Origin of the sequence: Anaerovibrio lipolyticus DSM 3074 (assembly GCF_900141865.1) — a bacterium.
GTDB classification, from domain to species: domain Bacteria; phylum Bacillota; class Negativicutes; order Selenomonadales; family Selenomonadaceae; genus Anaerovibrio; species Anaerovibrio lipolyticus.
The window spans coordinates 60,615-81,209 of the sequence record NZ_FQYW01000013.1 but is presented as its reverse complement, the minus strand read 5'-3'; the positions used below and the strand labels follow the sequence as shown (position 1 = coordinate 81,209).

Sequence of the window (20,595 nt, the reverse complement as noted above, 5' to 3'; positions counted from 1 at the left end):
TTATACTTGAATTGAAGATTGCTTAAGGGGATAAGCAATATATTTCGGGGAATTTAATATTATATTTTTAAGGAGATGTTATAATATGTCAAATCCAGTAAAAATTACTGAAACCGTTCTCCGTGACGCCCATCAGTCACTGTTGGCAACTCGTATGCGTATTGGTCAGATGCTTCCTCAGTTAGAGGCTCTTGACAATATCGGCTACAACGCTCTTGAAGCATGGGGCGGTGCTACTTTTGATAGCTGCCTTCGTTTCCTGAACGAGGATCCATGGGAGCGCCTTGATACTCTTAAGGCTCACCTTAAGAAGACTCCTATTCAGATGTTGCTGCGTGGCCAGAATCTTCTGGGTTACAACCACTATTCAGACGATGTAGTGCGTGCCTTCGTTAACAAGGCTTCTGAGCACGGTGTTGGCGTATTCCGTATTTTCGATGCACTTAATGATGTAACTAATCTCCGCACAGCTATTGATGCTGCTCTGAAAGCAAAAGAGAAGCCACATGTACAGGGCTGTCTCGTTTACACCATCAGCCCATTCCATACTAACCAGACCTTTGTTGATTTGGCACTTGAGCTGAAGAAGATGGGTGTTCATTCCATCTGTATTAAAGATATGTCCGGTCTGTTGAAGCCTTATGTAGCCGAGGATTTGGTTAAGAAGCTGAAAGCACAGGTTGGTCTTCCAATTGAGCTTCACACTCACTACACCTCTGGCTTCGGTTCCATGACTTATTTGAAGGCTATCGAGGCAGGCGTTGATATCATTGACTGCGCACTTTCTCCACTGGCTAACGATACTTCCCAGCCTTGTACTGAGACTATGATTGCTACTCTGGAAGGTCTGGAAAGAGATACCAAGCTTGACCGTCAGGCAATGGAACCTATTGCTAAGCATTTCCTGGGTGTTAAGAAGGAAATTATGAAGGAATTCAACCTCCCTGGCTACTTCGATGTTAATCCAAAAGTATTGGATTTCCAGATTCCAGGCGGTATGCTTTCCAACATGGTTAACCAGCTGAAGGAAATGGGCGCTGCTGACAAGTATCAGGAGCTTCTGGACGAGATGCCTAAGGTTCGTGAAGACCTTGGTTTCCCTCCACTTGTAACTCCTTCTTCCCAGATTGTTGGTACCATGGCTACCATGAACGTTATCATGATGGCTAATGGTCAGCCACGTTACACCATGGTTCCTAACGAGGTTAAGGATTTGGCCCGTGGTAAGTTTGGTAAGACTCCAAAACCAGTTAAGAAGGAAGTTCTTGAGGCCATGAAGATTAAGCCTGAGGACATGATTACTGATTGTGCTGTAGCAGATGCCAAGGAGCCTAAGGTAGCTGACTTCAAGAAGGAGCTGGCTGAAAAGGGTTATCCAAACGCTTCTGATGAAGATGTACTCTCCTATGCTCTGTTCCCACCTGTAGCATTGGAGTTCTTCAAAAACAATAGATAATTTTTTCCAAATAATATAAAATACCCTAAACTAACAAAAAAGACCTGTCGCAAAGCGATAGGTCTTTTTGATTACAAAACAGTTATAGGACATTACCTTTTTTCTTTACCACATCATGATGCGGGTTAGTCATAACCATATCTGCTGCTTTCTTTACGATACAAAGCAGCTCCACCTGATTTCCCTGGGCGAAGGTCTTCAGCTTGCTTAGTACTTCTCCCCTTGAACTGCTGACATACTTTGGTTTCATGGAATTCAATGTAATGGCCTTAATATCAGCCACGCACTGCTCACAGCGACAAACTCCAGGAATACTATCCAAGGTTTTATCCAGGTATTGGTCCACAAAGATTTCCACCACATTCTTAACTTCTACAGCCATCTCCTATCCCCCTTTCACTATTTTGTAAAACCTCTCTTTTCCTCCCTTCATTATTCATCCTATAACTATTACAACTATATATTTTTATATATAGTAATTATACTGCATAGTATATATGAAATTCATCAGACCAAAACTTTTATTTTGGTACTATTTTACCGTATTTATATCTCATTTATACTGCCAATGGCAAGCGTTTCTTTCTATTAGATCAATGGTAGTAAACAGGATAAGCCCCAGCAGGCTAAGTACCACAATTCCCGAATACATTTCCAGATAATTGACCCTAAGCCAGGCATCCATAATAAAATATCCCATTCCGTACTGTGTGCCAAAAGTCTCAGTAAAAAACAATACAGAAATTGCTGTGGCCAGTGCTACCCTAATTGCCGTAATGAACTTCGGCAAAGAAGCAGGCCATAATACTTCAAAGAAAATATCCTTGAAAGAAGCACCCAGTGAATACAAAGGATAATAGGTCTCATTAGGAATAGCTCTAATGCCGTCACGGACAGCCACCACCACCTGAAACACTATAATCAGAAATATCATAAATACCTTGGAAAGCTCCCCTACACCAAACAACAGCATAAGTATTGGCAGCAGGGCAATCTTAGGAATAGGATATGTCAGATAGACAACAGGAGCCAAAAATCGGTCGGTCTGGGGAAAATACCCCATTATTACCCCCAAAGGGAGTCCCACAGCAACTGCCAAAAGCAAGCCTGCTCCAATACGCCACAAGCTGTATAAGCTATGAATGGCTATATATTTCATAAATATATCAGCTAAATTCTCCACCACCAGAACCGGGGATGGAATAATAGGCAGATCCACCAGCTGTGATACCACAAACCACACCAGGGTCAACACCACAGCCGCCAGAAGATACCATAAACTCACTAATTTTCCCATGCCTGATTCCAGTCCTTCTTAATAGAATTTTTCAGCTTTAAGCTCATTTCGAAGAATTCAGGATTCTGACGAATATCCTTGCCACCGAAAAGTGGATTATCAACGATACGGTTTATATTGCCGGAGCTGGCCGACAATATGGCAATTCTCTGACCAAGGTACAGTGCCTCTTCCACATAATGCGTAACAAAAATTGTGGAAACATTATTCTTTTGCCAGAGCTTCAGAAAAATATCCTGCATTTCTTCCCGTGTAATGGCATCAAGAGCAGAGAAAGGCTCATCCATTAGCAGCACATCCGGTTGCAGGGCAAAGACTCTGGCCAATGCCACTCGTTGCTGCTGACCACCACTAAGCTCAGTAGGATAACGATGTCCCAGGCCTTCAATGCCCAGCTGACGCATCAGCTTCTTTAAAACCTTACGGTCCAAAAGCTCCGGCGCCCGCTTTATCTTCATCCCAAGCCTTATATTGTCTATAACCGTACGCCAAGGAAGCAGACCGTAATTCTGGGGCATAAAGCCAATGGTCTGCTTTTTAGGATTAACCTCGTCTCCATTTATTTTGATGGTACCTTCATACTCCGGAATAAGGCCGGCAATAGCCTTCAGCAACGTGGACTTGCCACATCCTGAAGGACCAATCACCGCCAAGGTGCCACCCTCCGGAATTGTGAGATTAATTCCGGATATAGCCGTATAGACATCACTATCAGATTTATAATTCACTGATAAATTTTCAATACTAATCATGTCTGAAACCAACTATCTAACTGATTATTTAAATAAATCTACAACCAGATCCTTGTAGGAGAATTCCTGCTTAATGAGTCCCTTGGAATTCATCCATTTCATGCAATCAACTACATCCTTCTCCTGTGGAAGTCCTGCTTCACGATACTTAGGCAGCTTCAGGGCAGTCTTGGCAATTGCAGGGAAGCCACTCTTTTCAATAATGAGATCCATATATTCATCCTGAGGATGCTCGTTAAGATACTTTACAGCCTTGTTATAAGCACGATAGAAGGCCTGAAGCTCAGCCTTTTTATTATCCACGCATTTAGCAGTGAACATCATAACACCAGGGTTAATGCCCAGCTGCTCGGAGTCGGTAACGAACTTACAGCCATTGGCCACAGCAATACTGCCCATTGGCTCTGGAAGAGTAGCTGCTGCCAGCTTGCCGTTCTGGAGCATTTCCAAACGGGTTGGAATCTGAGGAATAACCACCTTATTAATGCTGTCTTCCTTCATGCTCTGGGATACGGAAATCTGGTCAGTTACATATTCAATAATGGTATTCTTGGAAACTGCCACATCCTTACCTACCAGATCTTTAGGAGATGTTACATTTTCATTTTTGCCGGCAATGAGCTTGTAGTCGCCATCAGTATAAGCTGTAACCTTCACATCAAAGCCACCGCTCTTGGCAAAGGCAACTGCCAAAAGGTCAGAAATGGCACCATCCAGATTACCGCTCTGGAGAGCAGCATCTCTATCCATGGCACTCTTAAACTGCTGAATATTTACCTTAAGGCCCTCTTCAGCAAAATATCCCTTTTCCTGGGCAATAATAATTGGCACAGAATCAATATCCGGCATTACACCAACAGTTATGGCCTGCAACTCCTTATCAGACTGCTTATTACCACAACCAGATACCATTACTGCAAAAACACAAATCAGTGATATTGCCAACAATAAATATTTTTTCAATGTAAAAACCTCCATATTAATATTGATTTAACAACAAATCATTTTCAGGCCAATTCAGTTCTATTATCTGCTAAAAAGGGAAATCCCCTGCTCCACATAATGAACAATAGTATCAATAAGCCCCTTGTTTTCGTTGTAAACCCTCTCAGCCTCTTCCTTGGTCCTTATAGCCTTCTGGCGCATAGCCTCCAATTCATCAAGCTGACGATTAACCTCCTCATAGGTTTCCTTGGCTTCCTGAATAGAGCGGTTTAGCTCCTCCACCTTATTTAAGGCCTGCTCCTCTTCCTTGGCAGATTCCTTGGCGGCCTTTTCATCCTTGGCGTCCTTGCCTGTAAATTTATCAATTACCTTTTCGGCGCCTGACTTATCCTTCTTGGCCTTATCAATCTGCTCATTTTTGCCCTTTAGCTTATCAGCCTCTGATTTTGCTGCCTGCTGCTGGGCTTCCAAATCCTTAATACGCTGATCCAGCTGCTTTTTCTTGGAGCTGAGGTCATTCTGTTTTCCCTCGGCATTTCTGGCCTCACGCTCTGAAAGCTCCTGCTGAGTCTTCAGCTGCGTCTCCCTGCTGGTCTGCTCACTCATATATCCTGAAATAAACAGCCCCGCCAACAAAGCCACTACAAAGGCCAGAATCAGAGTAAAGGCCAGTTTTCCCTTACCGCTCTTTTTGGGTGGTTTAGGCGGTGGGGTCTGCTGATGATGGCCTGCACCGTTATTTAACTGCTGTCTCTGATTTACATTAATTGGTTCCAACCTTCTCACCTGATTATAATTAATCAGCTGAGTTTTTTGGTCTGCCATATCATCTGTCACCCTTGGTATAGGCTGGGTCTTATCAAAATTATCACTCATTTAATTACTCTTCCTTATTACTTAATATGTGAATTTACCTGTCTAGTCAGAAGCTCTGCTTCCTTTTCCAGTGTTTTGGCCTGCTTCAAGGTAGCATCGGCTGTTCTGATGGTAGAAGCATTTTTATCATCCATCCACTTGGCATACCCCTTGGCATACTCAATATGCAAATCGCAAATCTTAATTCTAAGCCTATGAAGTGTACCAGCTGCCGGTGGTACACTCATAGCCTCCAGCTCGTTCTTTCTGGCCTGCCACTCAGGAACCACCTTGTCTTCCATAATATTTTTAAGAGCTTTTCTGGTATCAGCGTTTCCCAATGAACCACCATTAAGGATATTGCTTACCTCCTGTTCCAAGGACATTACCTTAGTATCATGATTAGACATAATTGTAGAGGATTGTTCAAGATACAGTTTAACGTTATCACGGCGGGAATGGTTCACCATTGTAATAAAATCCTTTAAATTGGTGATTTCATATAACTGCCAGCCACCATCATCCTTCTTTACAAATTCTACATCAAGGAGAAATTCCTCGTTGGCTTCTTCCTGGAACACCCGTACCTTGGCAATAGCTGTACCATTATCACTGTCCACAGCCATACTGTCCAGCTTTCTGAAGGTGGTTGCCCCCAGTCCTGACTTTTGCAGCACCATATCCGCATCTATTGTACCCATACCATCAGCACTGTTGCCCTTGGCCCACTGACCATTTTCAACGTAATTATCAATAGCCATCTGCAAGCTCATAATCACAGGAGCCTTAAACATACGGCTAAAGCTGCTTACTGCGTCCTTGGCATCCCCAACAGCCGGTATGCTGGCATCCACCAAGCCTTCCAGCAGTGCATCGCTGCTGGTATCCAACAGATGATCAAAATCAATGTATTTCTTAATCTTCTCTTTGTCGTGATTATCTATACATTCCTGAATCATCTTTATGGTATATTCCGGCGTATTGGTATAATATGCTGCGTACCACCATACACCGCCAATAGCAGCCACTACGACCACTGCCAGAATAGCAAATAGTCTGTACTTTACAGATTGTGCAAAGCTGCTCATACTAGACACTTCCCTTTATATATAATAATTATTCAACTATGATTCCGCCGCCCACAACCTGGTCTCCATTATAGAAAACTACAGATTGTCCAGGCGTTACAGCTCTTTGTGGTTTATCAAAGGTAACCTTTACTCTGCCATTATCAAATGGTGCCACAACCCCCATTCCCTCTCTTGCACCATAACGAATGCGGGCGTTTACCTTAATTGGTTCCTTAAGTTCATCAAAGGCCAGCCAATTCATTTTTTCAGCAATAAGGCTATCCGCAAATACAGCCTGATTATTGCCTACAACCACCTGATTTTTAGCCATATCCAACTTAATTACATAAAGTGGCTCCGGATATGCAATCCCCAATCCCTTGCGCTGACCAATGGTATACAGAGGTACCCCCTCATGATGGCCCAACACATTGCCTTGAAGATCCACAATATCTCCTGGCTTCAAACATTGAGGGCGGAACCTTTTCAACATGGTCTTATAATCATCATCAGGAACGAAGCAAACCTCCTGGCTTTCAGCCTTCTTGGCCACCACAAGGCCATATTTTTCCGCCAATTCCCGGGTTTTAACCTTTGTATACTCACCAAGAGGAAAAAGTATATGCTGTAAAACATCATGCTTTATACGATACAAGGCATAAGACTGATCCTTGTGCTTGTCCACACCGGTATATAGACCATATCTGCCATTTTCATCCCGCTTGATACGGGCGTAATGACCAGTGGCCAAAAAATCAGCCCCCAGCTCCTGGGCTTTATTTAAAAGAGCCCCAAACTTTATCTGGGGATTGCAGGCCACACAAGGATTAGGTGTACGTCCCTGGGCATATTCATCAAGGAAATAATCTATTACCTTGGTTTTAAACATATCCCGGAAATCAGCCACGTAATGCTGAATTCCCAGCTGCTCAGCAACTCTTTGAGCATCCTTTACAGAAACCAGTGCTGCCGCCTCAGCCTCCGGAGAAAGGCAAAAACCGCGTCCTTCATCACTTAGGCGCATGGTAATGCCAATGACCTCATAGCCTTCTTCCTTTAAAAGTGTAGCTACAAGAGAGCTGTCTACACCACCACTCATGGCCACAGCCACTTTTTTCTTCATATAGTAAACCTCCCAGGAAAACTTTCATTCCTTATATACCTATTTTATTATACGCCTATTGCTTAGATTTTTCCATTTTATGAAAAAATATCCCCCACACCATTTATGATTCTTTTTAACTCTGCTAAAATAACCTAAGAACTGTTATCTATATTGGAGATAAATATGATTACGGGTATAATCGCAGAATACAATCCATTTCACAATGGACATCTTTATCAAATAAATAAAATTCGGGAAAAATTGGGAGACGATACCAATATCATTGCCTGTACCAGCGGTGGCATCAGTCAACGGGGGGAATTGCCAATATTGGACAAGTGGCAACGGGCTTTTCTGGCCGTGGAAAATGGTGCCAATCTGGTGTTGGAAATCCCCGCTGTTTTTTCCTGCCGCAGTGCCCAGCATTTTGCCTTTGGAGGTGTTTCTCTTTTACATCAGTTGGGCGTAGTAGACAAGCTTGCTTTCAGCACAGAATATCCTGATATTAATATGCTGTGTAAGGCCGCCTCCATAGATATTTCAGCCCATAAGGACAAGCTCCAGGCTCTATTAAAGCAAGGCGCTTCCTATGCAGTAGCCACAGCACAGATTATAGCTGAACTAACTGACACAGATGCTAATGTTTTGAAAGAACCCAATACTATTTTGGCCATTGAATATTTAAAGGCACTTAAGGCGTTAGGTTCCAGTATAGAGGCTATGCCACTCAAGCGTATTGGCACTGCCCACAATGACACGGAAGCTGTGGGAGGATACGCCAGCGGCACTGCCATACGACAAATGGTAAGTCAGGCAAATAATGATAAATTATCAAAGGTTGTACCCGAAACCACCCTCAGGCTTCTGTCTCAGCTAACCACCAATGATGTGGGATCTTTAGAAAAGCTCTATCCTGCCCTCCAATTAAAAATTTTACACACCCCTCCTGAAAAACTCAGGGAAATTTATTCCGTCAACGAGGGGCTTGAATACAAGCTAACAGACGCCGCCTTTGCGCCAACTCTGACAGAATTTATCAATCAGCTAATTGGCAAACGCTATCAAAGGTCAAGAATCAACCGCCTTATTCACACCATTCTTTTGGACATAAAGAAAGAGCTGATGGATGAGGCAGATAGTACGGGAGTAGCTTACATAAGAGTTCTGGCTTTTGATAATCGTGGCCGAAACATGATAAAGAAAATAAAAAAGACGGCTTCCATACCTGTTATTACCAAAATAACCCAGTACATCAACCGTCGTGATTTTATCGGCAAAAATCTGCCAACACCTCTCCACAGGCAACTATGTTATGATATACAGTACAATAATCTATATCAGCTCTGTCAAAACGTACCAGAGCTAAATAAGGACTTCACCATGTCACCGATTTATATTGACCGTGATTAAAAAATGTCGCCAGATTGTTTCAAAACAGTTCGGCGACATTTTTATTTCAGGCTATTATTTACTTTTCCAGCTCTTCGAATCTAATATTTGTAATTATACGACCAAGGCGGGTACCAGAAATAAAGTTCCAGAACCATTTTATACCTACAGTAATGTCCTCATGGGCGCCCTCCAGTCGTAACAAATGCAGGAACATCCAAATCATCCAGGCCCAGAAGCCACCAATTTTGAGGAAGCCCCAGGAAACTACAGCTTCACAACGGCCAATAGTAGCCATACTGCCATAATCCTTGTAGACAAATTCCCGCAGCTTTTCGCCCTTAATCATGCGAACAATGTTATCAGCTGCAGCCCTGGCCTCCTGATTAGCCACTGGAGCAACCGTTGGCAAAGGCCTGCCATCCTGTACGAAGTGAGCATTATCACCGATGGCAAAAATCTCTGGATAACCTGGAACCTGCAATGTCTTTTCCACTATTACACGACCAGCCCTGTCACACTCAGCGCCAATGGTAGACGCCAAATCATGTGCCCGGACACCGGCTGCCCAGATTACAGTCCTGCTCGGAATAAAAGTACCATCCTTCAAGGTAAGTCCATCCTCGCTGCAATCTGCCACCTGGGTATTCAGCATTACCTCAACCCCCTTCTTCTTCAAAACCTCCAAAGTATATTTTTGAAGTTTTTCAGGCATCATAGGCAAGACTCTGTCAGTGGCCTCTATGAGCTTTATACTAACTTCATCAAAGTTCAGATTCGGATAATCCAGCTTCTGAACAGCCACCAGCTCTGCCAATGCACCAGCTTCCTCCACACCTGTAGGACCACCACCTACACATACAAAGGTAAGCATTTTGCGGCGCTCTTCTTCGCTGTCTTCCTGCTTATTGGCACGTTCAAACATGTGAAGGGCATGATTTCTGATATGAAGGGCCTCTTGAATAGTCTTCATACCATAGGAATATTTCTCCACATTTTCCATGCCGAAAAAGTTATTTGTGGCACCAGCCGCCACAATAAGATAATCATAGGAAATATCTCCGTGGTTTGTATGGAGAATTTTATTTTTACCATCAATGCCAGTGGCCTTGGCCATAAACAGATCCATATTTTTCCGCTTACGGAACATGGCTCTTACAGGGAAGGAAATATCATCTGTGGAAAGCACCGCCGTGGATAACTGGTACAACAATGGCTGAAACAAATGATAATTTGTCCTGTCCACCCATGTAATCTTAACATTTTCATTTTTAAGGGCCTTCATGGCTGCAACGCCACCAAAGCCTGCACCAACTATAACAACATGAGGTATTTTCTCAGTCAATACATATCGCTCCTTTTTTGCTATTACTATTAAGACAAGTTATTATACCACATCTTTGCAATAAATAATATACATATATAAATCATCCCTACAAGACTTTCCGAAAAAAGCCTGTAGGGATATTTATCTTATCCCTTATATGCCTTGCGAAGTATTGCAATTTCATGGGCATAGCCTACATTATCGTTTGGAGTTTCCAAAATAAATGGCAGATTTTTCAGTTGAGGGTGATTAATAATCCTTACAAAAGCCTCCAGGCCAATGGTACCATCACCTATCTTTTCGTGACGGTCCTTGTTGGATCCAAATGGAGTCATACTGTCATTAAGATGAATTGCACGCAGACGATCTATGCCAATTACCCTGTCAAATTCCTTCAGTACCCCATCAAGGTCATTTACGATATCATAGCCTGCACTGTAAACATGGCAGGTATCTAGGCATACTCCAAGCTGTTCCTTTAAATCAACTCTGTCAATAATAGCCTTAAGCTCCTGAAAGCTGCGTCCAACCTCCGTTCCTTTGCCTGACATAGTTTCCAGCAACACCGTTGTGCTCTGTTCCTTTTTAAGAACATTATTGAGCAGTTCACTAATAAGTCCAATAGCCACTTCAACCCCCTGCTGCACATGGCTTCCTGGGTGGAAATTATAGAGATTCCCCGGGGTATATTCCATGCGCACCAGATCATCAGCCATAACATTGTGGGCAAATTCACGAAGCTCTGGCTTTGCGGCACAAGGATTCAATGTATATGGTGCGTGGGCTACCAGCGTACCAATATTATGTTCCTTTTTGTATTCCAAAAACTGTTTTACGTCAGAATCATTAATTTCTTTAGCTTTACCTCCCCGGGGATTTCGGGTGAAAAAAGCAAATACATTGCCATTTATGCTGGTAATTTCCTTGCCCATGGCAAGATAGCCCTTTGATGACGACACATGATTTCCAATATTTAGCATTTCCATATACCTTTTCCTTAAAAAATTTACCGCTAATCTGACCAAATAAGCAAATTAGCGGTAGGTAATCATATATTTAACACTTTAAATAGCCACATCGTCTGTTTCTTCCACCTCATCAGACAATCTGGCTGCATACTCAGGCTGCTCCTCAAAAATAAAGTTTGGAGCCAACTCAAAGCCATTAAAACGGGAAGCGCTGACGCTGGTATAGGAACCCATTTCAGTTACCAGTACCCTGTCCCCTATAGACAGCTTTGGTGCCATAAAGTCACGATAAAGCACGTCTATACCATCACAGCTTGGTCCGCCAAAGGTAGATGCCTTAAGAGGGCCCTTGCCAAAGCAATGCAAAGGATATGTCCAGTGGTCAAACATTATTCCTGAGAAGCATCCATAAATCCCCTCATCAAGAATATACCAAGGATTGCCCCCTCTATTCTTTGTACCAATTACAGAAGTTACCAGATTTACTGCTGTACCACACATAAATCTTCCTGGCTCCATCCATACCTTTGTATCTGGAAAAAGACGATCAAGCTGATGGTTAATAGACTCCATCATTGCTGCCAGGTCCACAGCCAGTCCACCAGCATCAGGGATTGGGAACCCTCCGCCGATATCCAAATCGGTTAAATGCATACCACGGGCCTCAGCCTCATCGAAAAGATTACGAACCAAGAGCAGAGCCTCTTCATAAGCCGCTGTTGAAAGGGACTGGCTGCCTACATGAAAGCATATCCCTCTGGCATTAAGGCCAGCCTTTTCTGCCTGTTCCAAAAGATCCAACGCCTCATCCATTGGTGCTCCAAACTTGGTATTTAAATCCACCAATGCTTTGTTGTTGCGAACCTGTATACGAACCAGTACATCAGCACCTGGAACAGCTTCAGCTATCTTTGAAATCTCGGATTCATCATCGAAGGTAAAGAGATTTACCCCATTATCCACAGATGCCTGCAAGCCCTTAGCATCCTTAACAGGATTGGCGTAAATCATTCGGGAACCATCAACTCCCAGCTCTGCCAGTGCTTCAATTTCACCAGCGGAGGCCACATCAAAATGGGAGCCCATTTCTGCCAGCATCTGCAAAACCTCTGGTGTAGGATTTGCCTTAATAGCATAATACACACCAGCCCGAGGCAAGTGGGTCCGCAGGAAGCGGTAGTTCTCTGCCACCTTATCCAGTGATGTTACCAGAAACGGGGTCTGAATCCGTTCTGCCATTGCGTTCATTTCCTTTTCGGTAAGTCTGAAACTTTTCATATCACATTAACACGACCTTTTCTATAAATATTAAGTATACCTAATATAATGAAATATACTTTCAGAGTGTATTTTATTACATTCAACACCATTCTACAATAAAAAAATTCATATTATTGTATTTTTTTGCATACATTGACAAATTAAAAGGGGACCGTTACCCGATCCCCATTAAAATAATGTATTAATTTACAAAGATTTGGATATAAAAGCCAACAAAGGCAAAGCGATTATTGTTCGCTCAAGGAAAATGACAAATAATCGTTTAATATCGAGGCCCACATTGGATTTTACAATAATACTTCCAACCTCGGTGAGATATATAATCTGCACTAAAGACAAGCCTGCTACCAAAAAGCGGGTCTGTACAGGCAGGTCCGGACTGGTAATAAGGGCCGGAATAAACATATCAATGAAACCCACCAGTGTAGCTGGTGCTATATCAAAGGCCCCCTCGATACCAAGAAAGCTCATATACGCTCCCATAGGATAGGAAATCCACTGCATAATAGAGGTCTCATTAACAAGCAGAGAACCCAAGGTACCCCAGGCAATAACAATTGGAATAAGATCCATAATAATACCAATAGTCATTTTGCCTGCCGCATCCAGCGCATTCATAAAACCAAACTTTTGGGCCCGCTTCATGGCAGCCAACCAGGCCCAGCCAAGCAAAGATGAAGCCTCAGGCACTTCCTCATTGATATTTTTCTCGCCGCAATATTCATCTGGAATATTGGCCAATGGAGGAATACGGACTCCTATCATGGCCAAGAGCAGGCCAATAGCAGTAACAGAGCCATAAAGCAACAAGAAATGATTAGTTACATTCAACGTCTCGGCAATTACCATGCAGAAAGGAATTGATACCAACGAGAAATTTGTCATTATTGAAGCAGCCTCACGCTTGCTGTAATAACCATTCTGGTGCTGATTGCCAGTAATCAATACAGCCGTATTCGATGAAGCCAGCCAGGATGCAATAAGATCCACCGAAGCACGACCCGGAACCTTAAATAGTGGACGAATCAGTGGTCGCAGCAATATGCCCATGAACTCCATAATACCACAATCCGTAAGGAAGGGAAGTACAAAGCTTAGGGTAACAGCAATAGCAATCAAGGTCTGTGCCAATGAAACCATACTGCCCCCCACGTCCTCACTGCGAACTGCCTCAGGGCCAACCTCAAACACAACGCATATAGTTACTGCCAAGGCAATAAGGCGGGTCAGCGCATAGGGCTTAGACACAAACATCAGCGGAAATATCCAGCTGAATCTGCCAGATTTCTGAATCTTCCAGAAGCAGCCCACCAAAGCGCTTACAGCAGAAAATATCACCACTACTGTAAGGAGCCATGGAATATTTTGCCTAATAAGTGCATCCAATGCTTCTGTCAGCACGCTGAGAGCTGTATTATATGTCCCTCCTGTGGTATCCCAAGGATATAAAAACATAAAGCAGCCAAATAATGAACACCCTAAAAATTTAAAAATATCCGAAATTTTATAGCCAGTCTTTGATTTTTCCTGTCCTTCAACTTCCAGTTTTTCAACCATATTCTGTATAAATATCCCTTTCATGTATAAATAAATTGTTGTAATATTTCTATATTCATGAAATTCACGCAAAATTAATTTTTTATCCAATAAATATGTGGTAATGGTGAATTTTCATTCAAAACATCAACGTATAATATAATACATTATGATGGAATTTTATGCAATGGATAATTAGCAAAAAAATCCGCCAGAGGAAGACATTCCCCTGACGGTATCTACAGCTTTTCTTATTCTGTTAGCAAATTATTTTCCTGTCCTGCCACGTACTGGAACAACAGAGGGATATATTATATAGAAGGTTTTTATTCTTCTTCCTCATTATACAGCTCACGTTTAATGGCTGTCACTAATCTTTTGGCTGCCAAGTAACCTGGGATATTCGTGGCCTTCATATCATCATAGGCCATATTGACCTCACACGCAATTTCCTCCAGCAGGTCATTGGGGAGTTCCTCTATATGGTCACAGATGTAATTGGTCACGGATGCAAGCACCATTCCCTTCCTGCTTATGGCATGCCGGAAAGCAAACAGAACGATACCGTTATCCATAAACTTCTCCTTTATAGTGACACTATACCTTCTCCGTTAAGGACTTGGTCAACGCAGTTTTGGCCAGGAAAAGCAGTCCCTCAATTACCAGAGGCAAAACAATTCCGTCACGGATGCGGCACCAGCCAGTTTCGGTTGGAGCCTGCTCACGGATCTTTCCGGAGAACTTGTTTACTGCTTCTTCGATAACCGGGAAGGCCTCATCCACGATGGCCTTGGTTACCTTCTGCTTGAGCTCTTCGGTTACTTCGTCAACCTTAAGGGTCTTAACGATATCATCCCTTACTTCAGTCCACTTACTCATTTCATTACCTCCTTTACTCAGTCCACCTATACACGCCCGGACTCTTTCCGCCATCTCTAACATCAACATGTACGAAGCCGGATTCCGGGTAAATACCAATACCATCAAATCCTATTTCTGTGGCATACCAGGCTAGCTGTTCCGCCGTATTGCAGTGACCGTAATCCGGCACAAGCACGTCTGCGGCATTACCTAAAACGTGCTGCGAATTATCCACGCCGCCTACTTCCCTATTATGGGCAGGACATCTGTAAGCGCAGGACAACTCCAATGGGCCACCTATCATATCACGCAGCTGGTCGAGCGTCTGCAGCAATAATGGATTAATCACGTTGCCGCCACACCCGCAGTGGCATTCAGTTTCAGCCTTACTGAAATACTTGCTCTGATAAGCACCGGAGCTCTCCTGGGAATATCCACTCTGGCAAGCCTCATAGTCAGTAACACCACGGGCCAAGGCACGCGCAAAGTCATCCGTGCTCTCAGCCAGTAAAATAGCGTCATCGCTATTGCTTATAAATGCGAGCTCAACAAGAACCGCAACAGCATTAGTCTGATTAAGAACATAGAGCCCATTCTTGCCAGGCGTTGCCGCCTTTGTGCCCCGGTCCGTAGTTTCCAAGGAAATAACAATCTGGTTCTGGATGCATTCCGCCAGCACACGCCCGTTTATGCTGTGGGAGTGGTACCAGGTTTCTGTGCCTTCGGCATTGACATTACCCGCAGCATTGCAATGTATGCTGATAAAGATATCGGCTCCAGAACTATTTGCCTGACTGCAGATATAAGGCAGGCTGTCGTCCTGAAGATTTCCAACTACTTCCACTCCTGCAGCTGTAAGATACCCGGCCAGAAGGTCAGCTACCTTTTTGGTCACATCGCACTCACGAAGTCCGGTATACTGGTTAACTGCTCCCGGATCCGGACGACCATCAGGTGCGTGGCCCGGATTAATGAATACTTTCATACAATACTTACCTCCTTTTTGGCAATTGAAAAGGCGACCCTTTTCTGAGTCGCCCTTCAAATTATTTGTTTTCTTTTTGCTGCAGGTATTCCTTGTATTTATACCCCGTGATGGCCCCACCTAGCGCACCAGCAATGGTGCAGGCAAGGTTTTCATTATATCCAGTAACGATTGCTATCACGAGAGCAATACCAAGAAACACCGCACACACTATGTCGATTGTGATAAGTTTTTCCATGTATTATCATCCCTCCTTGTTAAGATGATCATCAAGCCGGTGATGAGCAGACCTGACCGAGGAATCAACCTCGGCCAGACGTACTTCCATGGAGTGCTGCCGTTCACCAGCCTCTTTTAGGTCCTGGGCCAGTCCTATCATAGCTTTTTCGATTCCCTGGACAGAAATGTTGACGGGCCTCAGAATCAGGTACATTAAAAAAGAACAGAATGTGCCGGCGCCACCAAGTACCGCAGCCCATGCTGCCGCTGTCTGAATATCCATTCTCGACCTCCGTTTATGCAATCTTTGCAAGCAGGTTCTCGCCTTCCTCGATACTTGCATCAATTTCCTCCTGAGTGAAGTGAAGGTTGAAGAAAGGATGCAGCGGGTTGTCCCGGTACTCATACTGGCGAATAACGGTGGTCACTTCGCCAGTCTGCTGATCCTTCTGCTCCTCCTCAACCCAGTAATGGGTTTCGTCTTTGATACCTGTTTCCACAAGTCCAATATCATACCACATCTGACGGCCCACGTTCAGGGCCTTCCAGTATGGAAGCCATACTTTTGGCTTGTGAATTCTCTTGATAGAATAATAGTCCGACTTCGTGGCCAAATGAAGTTTCTTTGCCATATAATCACTCCTTCTTATGATAAACTAAACCACCGGTCTTTCTGTACGATAGTTGCAAGAATAGGCAGGTTATCCTTTATTGACTCCAGCTGTTTGCGGAGCAACATGGATGAAGTGTTGGTGAAGTGGCGTTCTCCGGAAAGCTCGAAATTAATCTGAACATACTCTGCTGGTTCGTCACCTCCCCCATACCTGGTGCTGCGTATCTCGTAACCCGTAATACAGATCTCCTTGCCAAGTATGTCCCCGATCTTTACTTTCTCAACCCACACATCTCTCTTCTCAACTGGTAAATCAGACCAGCGTTTCATTGTCATCAAACCTCTCTTTACCATCATATTTTGTTACCCATTCTTTCAGCCTGACCAGTTCCAATGCGTTGGATAGGTTGTAACTATTGGCCCATTTCAGCCACCCAGTAATACCACCAATTTTGGACAGTGCTTTTTCTTTTGTTATTATTTCATGGGCTAACTTATAAGGTATTTCTTTTGCATTTTGTTTTTGGCGTTTCGCTGTGCTTTTGCGCACAAGGATTTTTCCTGACGGAAAATGCCGGTATCCCAGAAAATCAACACCCTGACTGGTGTGAAACAAAGATTTCTTGGATAACTTCATGTGAAGTGTATTATTCACAAAATCTTCAGCAGCATCACCCCACTCCCGAAGTTGTGCCTTGTTATTTGAAAAAAGCAGAAAATCATCACAGTACCTTATATAGTCACGAACATGATGTTCATGCTTTAAATACTGATCCAGTTCGTTCATATACAGATTACCCAGCCACTGGCTTGTATAATTGCCAATTGGAACATTGGTCTCACCTGGCATACTGCGTATCAATTCTTCAAAAAAGTTCAGGACATCCTTATCCTTTATCTTTCGTTCGATAATTTTAAGCAAAGTCGCATGATGTATGGAAGGATAGAATTTGGAGACATCACACTGCAAACAGAACCGGTTGCGTCTTACAAACTGCATAGCTTTTGTGCTTCCAGCATGCGGACCTTTATCTTCCCTGCAGGAATAACTATCCTCAATAAACATACCATTCCATATTGGTGCCACTATATTCATAACGGCATGCTGTGCAATCCGATCAGGATAAAACGGCAAAATATAAATCTTACGTTTCTTTGGCTCGTATATTATCTTCTCTCTATATGGTGATGTCTTGTAAGTATGGTTGACAAGCATCTCCTGAAGTTCCAGAAATTTGATATCCTTTTCTTTTTCAAATTCTTTTATTGTTCGCCGCCACACCTTCCTTTTCTTGGCCTTTTTATAGGCCAGCTCAATATTCTCAATAGTGGTTATCTGATCCCACAAATTCCCATGTCTTTTCATAATAACAATATAGCCCCCGAACTTTCATTTAACATTACTAGTTCAGAGCTCTCCCCCGTTGTGTGTTTTGCCATACTGGCACGGCCGGTATATTCAGCCGTAAGGGTTTCAGCCCCGACGTATCCGACGCGCCCCGCCCGCCGTAATTCGCATTCAGTGCCAGCGACCTGTTATTCCATTTCGCAGAACGCGACCCGCAAACCGCAGCATTATTCCAATTACCACCAAGCAGCACACGGTACAACATACCAGCCAGTTATTAACTTGTTTTACGGTCTGGCTTTGCCAGACAAGGGCCCTTCGGGCCGTCGCGCCGGTTTTCGGCCCACGCTTTACGCATAGAAGGCGCCGGATTCTGCATGCAACGGCTCCGACGCGCCCCGCCCGCCGCAATCCGCATTCAGCGCCAGCGACCCGTAAATCCAAACCGCAGAACGCGACCCGCAAACCGCAGCAAGAGCCCAACTACCAACAAGCAGCACACGGTACTCAGCGCCATAAATCTGGCCACCAACATAACGATCATTAGCATCATAACCAGCACCATAAGAGCCAGATGTGGAAGCACTGCCATAATCATCGCCCCACTGCCAATGGTCACCGCACATATCCTCACAACCGATATTGGATATCATACGCTTACCAGCAGTATCCTTATGGCCCCCCTGTTGTCCCAGGGTCCGCACTGCCATATATGTTAGTGCCCTGATTACTTCCAATGGAAGCATTAACAAACTCCCTGCGCCGAATAAGTCTCTGGTGCTGTCTGCTAAGAACCTGGTCAAACTTCAGACAGTGGACCTTTTCTGTGGAAGTTCCGTCTGCCCACTCACCACCATAAACGGATACCAGCTGCAGATCCTCTGGAGTGTTGCTGTAGGAACCAGTCCAGGATAAGCCATAAATGGAAATCCATACATTGTTACCAGGCTCATATACATAACCTTCCGGCGCACCTACTGGGCGGTGCCAGCAGTCCCAAACACTCATTGGCAGAATGTCGCCAGCCTCATATCCATACAGGGCATGGTCACTGCCGCCCGGAGCATCTTCGCCAACATCAACACAGAGACAGTGGAAGCCCCCGACCTTTCTGAAAGGAGTGTCCCCGATTTTCTCCGGTGCAATGCTGTTGGCAGAAATAACGAAGGAAGGCTCCAAACCTTCTGCGTTATAAAGCGCGTAAATGTACAGATCCTTCCCTGCACGGTTAGAAGCCGCAGCATAATTGGCCACACACTTCCAAACAACAGAACCGTCATTGTATGTAGCATCAATGGTGGTTGGCCATGTAGGAGTAAGAGTAGAAGTGGTACCTGCGGTCATGCACTTATAGATGTATGTGTCAGTACCTGCAGTGGCATACACATAATCGTCAAGAGCATACGCGGTATCACGCTCACATAATGTGGCCTTGGTATCCCAAACCTGAGGATCAGTGATATCGAAAAAGACCTGCTCTTCAAGTTTATGACCTTTTCCGTTAATATTCAACCATAAAATTTCCGGACTGGCCAATTTAGTGCGCACCTCATCGGTATCAGCTGACCAAGGAACATCCTCACTGTAGTAGTTCGGGCTGTTGGCATAGGCCACTTCGCCCTCTACAGTTGCCAGCTCTGCCTTGGTGGCAAGTGCATCAATGATAATTTTAAGGGTGCCACAAAACTCATCACCATAAATCTTTTTACCATGAATTTCAGCCCATGCTTTCTCTAGACTACCAATGGAATTTGTTCCATCAGCATAAGGGTTCATATCAGGGTATTCTTTAATACTCATTTTTTTCATCCTTTCTTTTTAAATTGTATGGCGAGGATAAATATCGCCATTTTCATCAATGCCCCAGAAATCAGATGCCTGTGCATATTTGACAGGGACAAGATCCCCATTCTCATCTCTCTCAAATGTATCTTTTTTGCCGGTGGCAGTTAAAACCCAATTACTGCTAAGCGGTGGATACTCACCCAAAGAAGGCTCAATACAACGATATGTATCACCGTTTTCAACCATTACCTGGTTGGCCTTCTCATACTGCTTGTTAGGATCGTAAACAGTAGCAGCACCGCCCACTGTTTCAGCGGCGGCTTCGATATCGGCCAAAATCTCCTCTGCTCTGGTCTTGCTGTTTGCAGCCGCGCCAGCACTGACGGATGCGGCTGTGGCAGAATTGCCGGCGTTGGTTTCACTAATAGCAGCAGCTGAAGCAGAGGTCGTAGCCTCTGCCGCTTTTTTATATAAGTTGGTCATCAGTTCCTCAGGGTTTTCATCAGAGGAAATGGATACTTTGACACTGCGCTCAAGAGCCTCGCCCTGTTCCTGGGCTATCTGAGTCAGCTTGTCAAGAGAAGTCTCAATAGTCTCCGGCCATGCGCCGCCCTGGTTGGTGAGGTCACTCAGCTGGGTTATGTCCGTATCACGGAAAACTACCAGAACCACACCTGCAGCAATAGGTGGGTCATCATTGGTCTTAGGATAAACAACTACACCTGAGCCAGTGTTGACAGTAAAATCATTGCTATCAAGAATAGTCTGTACATCATTCTCCAAGAGTGCCACACAAATTTGCG

Annotated in this window: 24 protein-coding genes and 1 pseudogene; 2 read left to right on the top strand and 23 right to left on the bottom strand. The window is 44.0% G+C overall.

Annotation, left to right across the window (positions count from 1 at the left end):
- Positions 1-85: 85 nt before the first annotated feature.
- Positions 86-1,456 carry a pyruvate carboxylase subunit B gene (locus B6K08_RS08450; protein ID WP_080325912.1) on the top strand — a complete coding sequence of 457 codons (1,371 nt, stop codon included), beginning with the start codon at positions 86-88 and terminating at the stop codon, positions 1,454-1,456.
- An 82-nt stretch (positions 1,457-1,538) separates the two neighbouring features.
- Here B6K08_RS08450 and B6K08_RS08445 read toward each other — a convergent pair whose 3' ends face one another.
- The 7 genes from B6K08_RS08445 to mnmA all read right to left on the bottom strand — a co-directional run bounded on the left by B6K08_RS08445 (position 1,539) and on the right by mnmA (position 7,498).
- On the bottom strand, positions 1,539-1,838 hold the full coding sequence (locus B6K08_RS08445; RefSeq protein ID WP_080325911.1) for a late competence development ComFB family protein: 300 nt from the start codon (positions 1,836-1,838) through the stop codon (positions 1,539-1,541).
- Positions 1,839-2,009: 171 nt separating this feature from the next.
- Positions 2,010-2,753: an ABC transporter permease gene (locus B6K08_RS08440; protein WP_039205972.1), complete on the bottom strand. Its 744-nt coding sequence runs from the start codon at positions 2,751-2,753 to the stop codon at positions 2,010-2,012.
- Positions 2,741-3,505 (bottom strand): ABC transporter ATP-binding protein, encoded by a 765-nt coding sequence (locus B6K08_RS08435; protein ID WP_027396933.1) that lies wholly within the window; start codon positions 3,503-3,505, stop codon positions 2,741-2,743. The genes B6K08_RS08440 and B6K08_RS08435 overlap by 13 nt, the downstream gene beginning before the upstream one ends.
- A 24-nt stretch (positions 3,506-3,529) precedes the next feature.
- Positions 3,530-4,417, bottom strand: a complete 888-nt coding sequence (locus B6K08_RS08430) for an ABC transporter substrate-binding protein (RefSeq protein WP_407639839.1) — start codon at positions 4,415-4,417, stop codon at positions 3,530-3,532.
- A 114-nt stretch (positions 4,418-4,531) separates the two neighbouring features.
- Positions 4,532-5,326, bottom strand: coding sequence for a hypothetical protein (locus B6K08_RS08425; protein WP_080325909.1), 795 nt, complete (start codon positions 5,324-5,326; stop codon positions 4,532-4,534).
- A 17-nt stretch (positions 5,327-5,343) separates the two neighbouring features.
- Positions 5,344-6,393, bottom strand: coding sequence for a DUF2939 domain-containing protein (locus tag B6K08_RS08420; protein ID WP_080325908.1), 1,050 nt, complete (start codon positions 6,391-6,393; stop codon positions 5,344-5,346).
- Between the two features lie 28 nt (positions 6,394-6,421).
- Positions 6,422-7,498 (bottom strand): tRNA 2-thiouridine(34) synthase MnmA, encoded by a 1,077-nt coding sequence (gene mnmA, locus B6K08_RS08415; protein ID WP_080325907.1) that lies wholly within the window; start codon positions 7,496-7,498, stop codon positions 6,422-6,424.
- Between the two features lie 165 nt (positions 7,499-7,663).
- On the opposite strand from mnmA, the gene B6K08_RS08410 reads away from it, so the two are divergent.
- Positions 7,664-8,890, top strand: coding sequence for a tRNA(Met) cytidine acetate ligase (locus B6K08_RS08410; protein ID WP_080325906.1), 1,227 nt, complete (start codon positions 7,664-7,666; stop codon positions 8,888-8,890).
- A gap of 58 nt (positions 8,891-8,948) precedes the next feature.
- Here the strand turns inward: B6K08_RS08410 and B6K08_RS08405 are convergent, their stop codons facing one another.
- The 16 genes and pseudogenes from B6K08_RS08405 to B6K08_RS08340 all read right to left on the bottom strand — a co-directional run bounded on the left by B6K08_RS08405 (position 8,949) and on the right by B6K08_RS08340 (position 20,584).
- Entirely contained in the window at positions 8,949-10,214 is a 1,266-nt protein-coding gene (locus B6K08_RS08405) for an NAD(P)/FAD-dependent oxidoreductase (RefSeq protein ID WP_080325905.1), read from the bottom strand.
- Between the two features lie 128 nt (positions 10,215-10,342).
- Complete coding sequence (locus B6K08_RS08400; protein ID WP_327078473.1) at positions 10,343-11,182, bottom strand: deoxyribonuclease IV; 840 nt, start codon at positions 11,180-11,182, stop codon at positions 10,343-10,345.
- Between the two features lie 78 nt (positions 11,183-11,260).
- Positions 11,261-12,442: a type III PLP-dependent enzyme gene (locus B6K08_RS08395; protein WP_080325904.1), complete on the bottom strand. Its 1,182-nt coding sequence runs from the start codon at positions 12,440-12,442 to the stop codon at positions 11,261-11,263.
- Between the two features lie 189 nt (positions 12,443-12,631).
- Positions 12,632-14,002, bottom strand: coding sequence for a YjiH family protein (locus tag B6K08_RS08390; protein ID WP_159446744.1), 1,371 nt, complete (start codon positions 14,000-14,002; stop codon positions 12,632-12,634).
- Between the two features lie 305 nt (positions 14,003-14,307).
- Positions 14,308-14,556, bottom strand: coding sequence for a hypothetical protein (locus B6K08_RS08385; protein WP_039205900.1), 249 nt, complete (start codon positions 14,554-14,556; stop codon positions 14,308-14,310).
- Positions 14,557-14,578: 22 nt separating this feature from the next.
- Complete coding sequence (locus B6K08_RS08380) at positions 14,579-14,860, bottom strand: hypothetical protein (protein WP_039205899.1); 282 nt, start codon at positions 14,858-14,860, stop codon at positions 14,579-14,581.
- Positions 14,861-14,873: 13 nt separating this feature from the next.
- Positions 14,874-15,317, bottom strand: coding sequence for a YcbK family protein (locus B6K08_RS14085; protein ID WP_407639838.1), 444 nt, complete (start codon positions 15,315-15,317; stop codon positions 14,874-14,876).
- A pseudogene (locus B6K08_RS14080) lies at positions 15,291-15,827 on the bottom strand (N-acetylmuramoyl-L-alanine amidase family protein); the annotation flags it as partial. The pseudogene B6K08_RS14080 and the gene B6K08_RS14085, both read right to left, overlap by 27 nt.
- A gap of 61 nt (positions 15,828-15,888) precedes the next feature.
- On the bottom strand, positions 15,889-16,065 hold the full coding sequence (locus tag B6K08_RS13780) for a hypothetical protein (protein WP_159446742.1): 177 nt from the start codon (positions 16,063-16,065) through the stop codon (positions 15,889-15,891).
- A 6-nt stretch (positions 16,066-16,071) separates the two neighbouring features.
- On the bottom strand, positions 16,072-16,359 hold the full coding sequence (locus B6K08_RS08370) for a hypothetical protein (protein ID WP_143254880.1): 288 nt from the start codon (positions 16,357-16,359) through the stop codon (positions 16,072-16,074).
- Positions 16,343-16,678 carry a hypothetical protein gene (locus B6K08_RS08365; protein WP_080325902.1) on the bottom strand — a complete coding sequence of 112 codons (336 nt, stop codon included), beginning with the start codon at positions 16,676-16,678 and terminating at the stop codon, positions 16,343-16,345. The genes B6K08_RS08370 and B6K08_RS08365 overlap by 17 nt, the downstream gene beginning before the upstream one ends.
- A gap of 14 nt (positions 16,679-16,692) precedes the next feature.
- The gene (locus tag B6K08_RS08360) at positions 16,693-16,989 is read right to left on the bottom strand and encodes a hypothetical protein (RefSeq protein WP_080325901.1); all 297 of its coding nucleotides are present in this window, start codon (positions 16,987-16,989) and stop codon (positions 16,693-16,695) included.
- Positions 16,973-18,025 (bottom strand): RNA-directed DNA polymerase, encoded by a 1,053-nt coding sequence (locus B6K08_RS08355; protein WP_080325900.1) that lies wholly within the window; start codon positions 18,023-18,025, stop codon positions 16,973-16,975. The genes B6K08_RS08360 and B6K08_RS08355 overlap by 17 nt, the downstream gene beginning before the upstream one ends.
- Positions 18,026-18,357: 332 nt before the next feature.
- On the bottom strand, positions 18,358-18,717 hold the full coding sequence (locus B6K08_RS08350; protein ID WP_143254879.1) for a hypothetical protein: 360 nt from the start codon (positions 18,715-18,717) through the stop codon (positions 18,358-18,360).
- Positions 18,680-19,816, bottom strand: a complete 1,137-nt coding sequence (locus tag B6K08_RS08345) for a phage major tropism determinant (RefSeq protein ID WP_159446741.1) — start codon at positions 19,814-19,816, stop codon at positions 18,680-18,682. Before B6K08_RS08345 ends, B6K08_RS08350 begins: the two co-directional genes overlap by 38 nt.
- A gap of 9 nt (positions 19,817-19,825) precedes the next feature.
- The gene (locus B6K08_RS08340) at positions 19,826-20,584 is read right to left on the bottom strand and encodes a hypothetical protein (RefSeq protein ID WP_159446740.1); all 759 of its coding nucleotides are present in this window, start codon (positions 20,582-20,584) and stop codon (positions 19,826-19,828) included.
- Between the last annotated feature and the right edge of the window lie 11 nt (positions 20,585-20,595).

Excerpts from the sequence above, each read along its gene's own strand:
- B6K08_RS08345 (WP_159446741.1), bottom strand. The coding sequence starts at position 19,816 with ATGAAAAAAATGAGTATTAAAGAATACCCTGATATGAACCCTTATGCT.
- B6K08_RS08420 (WP_080325908.1), bottom strand. The coding sequence starts at position 6,393 with ATGAGCAGCTTTGCACAATCTGTAAAGTACAGACTATTTGCTATTCTG.
- B6K08_RS08380 (WP_039205899.1), bottom strand. The coding sequence starts at position 14,860 with ATGAGTAAGTGGACTGAAGTAAGGGATGATATCGTTAAGACCCTTAAG.
- B6K08_RS08400 (WP_327078473.1), bottom strand. The coding sequence starts at position 11,182 with ATGGAAATGCTAAATATTGGAAATCATGTGTCGTCATCAAAGGGCTAT.
- B6K08_RS08440 (WP_039205972.1), bottom strand. The coding sequence starts at position 2,753 with ATGGGAAAATTAGTGAGTTTATGGTATCTTCTGGCGGCTGTGGTGTTG.
- B6K08_RS08395 (WP_080325904.1), bottom strand. The coding sequence starts at position 12,442 with ATGAAAAGTTTCAGACTTACCGAAAAGGAAATGAACGCAATGGCAGAA.
- B6K08_RS08445 (WP_080325911.1), bottom strand. The coding sequence starts at position 1,838 with ATGGCTGTAGAAGTTAAGAATGTGGTGGAAATCTTTGTGGACCAATAC.
- B6K08_RS08350 (WP_143254879.1), bottom strand. The coding sequence starts at position 18,717 with ATGGCAGTGCGGACCCTGGGACAACAGGGGGGCCATAAGGATACTGCT.
- B6K08_RS08385 (WP_039205900.1), bottom strand. The coding sequence starts at position 14,556 with ATGGATAACGGTATCGTTCTGTTTGCTTTCCGGCATGCCATAAGCAGG.
- B6K08_RS13780 (WP_159446742.1), bottom strand. The coding sequence starts at position 16,065 with ATGGAAAAACTTATCACAATCGACATAGTGTGTGCGGTGTTTCTTGGT.
- mnmA (WP_080325907.1), bottom strand. The coding sequence starts at position 7,498 with ATGAAGAAAAAAGTGGCTGTGGCCATGAGTGGTGGTGTAGACAGCTCT.
- B6K08_RS08355 (WP_080325900.1), bottom strand. The coding sequence starts at position 18,025 with ATGAAAAGACATGGGAATTTGTGGGATCAGATAACCACTATTGAGAAT.
- B6K08_RS08425 (WP_080325909.1), bottom strand. The coding sequence starts at position 5,326 with ATGAGTGATAATTTTGATAAGACCCAGCCTATACCAAGGGTGACAGAT.
- B6K08_RS08450 (WP_080325912.1), top strand. The coding sequence starts at position 86 with ATGTCAAATCCAGTAAAAATTACTGAAACCGTTCTCCGTGACGCCCAT.
- B6K08_RS08365 (WP_080325902.1), bottom strand. The coding sequence starts at position 16,678 with ATGGCAAAGAAACTTCATTTGGCCACGAAGTCGGACTATTATTCTATC.
- B6K08_RS08410 (WP_080325906.1), top strand. The coding sequence starts at position 7,664 with ATGATTACGGGTATAATCGCAGAATACAATCCATTTCACAATGGACAT.
- B6K08_RS08360 (WP_080325901.1), bottom strand. The coding sequence starts at position 16,989 with ATGAAACGCTGGTCTGATTTACCAGTTGAGAAGAGAGATGTGTGGGTT.
- B6K08_RS08430 (WP_407639839.1), bottom strand. The coding sequence starts at position 4,417 with ATGGTATCTGGTTGTGGTAATAAGCAGTCTGATAAGGAGTTGCAGGCC.
- B6K08_RS08435 (WP_027396933.1), bottom strand. The coding sequence starts at position 3,505 with ATGATTAGTATTGAAAATTTATCAGTGAATTATAAATCTGATAGTGAT.
- B6K08_RS08390 (WP_159446744.1), bottom strand. The coding sequence starts at position 14,002 with ATGGTTGAAAAACTGGAAGTTGAAGGACAGGAAAAATCAAAGACTGGC.